The 1582-nt window shown below is 64.4% G+C and carries 1 protein-coding gene; it reads left to right on the top strand.

Annotation, left to right across the window (positions count from 1 at the left end; all coding sequences use genetic code 11):
* Positions 1 to 211: 211 nt before the first annotated feature.
* Positions 212 to 1567 (top strand): 3-oxoacid CoA-transferase subunit B, encoded by a 1356-nt coding sequence (locus VF584_02310; GenBank protein HEX8208992.1) that lies wholly within the window; start codon positions 212 to 214, stop codon positions 1565 to 1567.
* Positions 1568 to 1582 lie beyond the last annotated feature (15 nt).

Genomic DNA, 1582 nt, shown 5'->3' with positions numbered 1-1582 from the left:
AGCGATGCTCGAACGGCCCGATCAAATACTCTCGTGGCTCGAGCTCAATCCTGTGCGGTCTGGCGACGTGATTAGATAAAGCTCCACTCGCACGGTCAGAGGCGATTTGGGCAACACGAGCGCGTTCACCAGATGGAGAGTCGATCTGGACAGTAGCATCAGGAATTCATCCGTGCTGAACCACGTCATCCGTGATTAGATTTCGCCCCACATGAGCAAAGTTTACTCCGATCCCACCGCGGCCCTCGACGGCCTCCTCCACGACAACATGACGATCGCGGCGGGCGGCTTCGGGTTGTGCGGGATCCCGGAAAATCTCATCGCCGCGCTGCGCGATAGCGGCGTCAAAGGGCTCACGATCGTGGGCAACAACGCCGGCGTGGATGGCTTCGGCATGGGCGTGCTGCTCGGGACGCGGCAGGTGCGCAAGGTGATGGCTTCCTACGTGGGCGAGAACAAGGAATTTGAGCGGCAGGTGCTGAGCGGCGAGCTCGACCTGGAGCTGATCCCGCAGGGGACGCTGGCGGAGCGGTTACGCGCGGGGGGCGCGGGGATCCCGGGGTTCTACACGCGGACGGGGTTCGGCACGAAGCTGACGGAGGGCAAGGAGACGAAGGCGTTTGAGGGCAAGGAATACGTGCTGGAGCCGGGGATCCGGGCCGATGTGTCGCTGGTGAAGGCCTGGAAGGGCGATAAGTCCGGGAACCTGGTCTATCGCAAGACGTCTCGGAATTTTAACCCGATGATCGCGACCTGCGGGACCGTGTGCGTGGCGGAGGTGGAGGAGCTGGTGGAGGTGGGCGAGCTGGACCCGGACGGGATCCACACGCCGGGCATCTACGTGGACCGCATCATGCAGGGCGCGAGCTACGAGAAGCGGATCGAATTCCGCACGGTGCAGGGCGCGGTGGTGGCGAAGTCGGGCGGCGGTGTGCGCGATCTGCTCGCGAAACGCGCGGCGCAGGAGCTGCGCGAGGGCTACTACGTGAATCTCGGCATCGGCATCCCGACGCTGGTGGCGAACTACATCCCGGCCGGGATGAATGTGACGCTGCAATCGGAGAACGGCTTGCTGGGCATCGGGCCGTTCCCGAATCCGGGCGAGGAGGATGCGGACCTGATCAACGCGGGCAAACAGACGATCACGACGATGCCGGGCTCGGCGTTTTTCTCGAGCGCGGATTCGTTCGGGATGATCCGCGGCGGGCATATTGATCTGGCGATTCTGGGGGCATTCGAGGTGACGGACAGCGGCGACATCGCGAACTGGATGATCCCGGGCAAGATGGTGAAGGGCCCGGGCGGCGCGATGGATCTGGTGGCGGGCGTGAAGCGCGTGGTGGCGGTGATGGAGCACACGTCAAAAGACGGCAGCCCGAAGATCCTGAAGGAATGCACGCTGCCGATCACGGGCATGGGCGTGGTGAATCTGATCATCACGGAGCTGGCGGTGTTCGAGGTGAAGGACGGCGGCGGCCTGGTGCTGACGGAGCTGCTCGGCGACGCGAGCGTGGAGGATATCCGCGCGAAGACCGGGGCGCCGTTCGATGTGGCGCTGAAAGGGTGACGTGCCCGCGCGGCG

This window comes from Longimicrobium sp. (genome assembly GCA_036389135.1).
In the GTDB taxonomy this organism is placed as follows: domain Bacteria; phylum Gemmatimonadota; class Gemmatimonadetes; order Longimicrobiales; family Longimicrobiaceae; genus Longimicrobium.
The sequence above is the reverse complement of the archived record's forward strand: the minus strand, read 5'-3'. Positions and strand labels throughout refer to the sequence as shown.

What these genes read in the sequence shown, in the direction of transcription:
- VF584_02310 (HEX8208992.1), top strand. Translation starts at nt 212, where the DNA reads ATGAGCAAAGTTTACTCCGATCCCACCGCGGCCCTCGACGGCCTCCTC.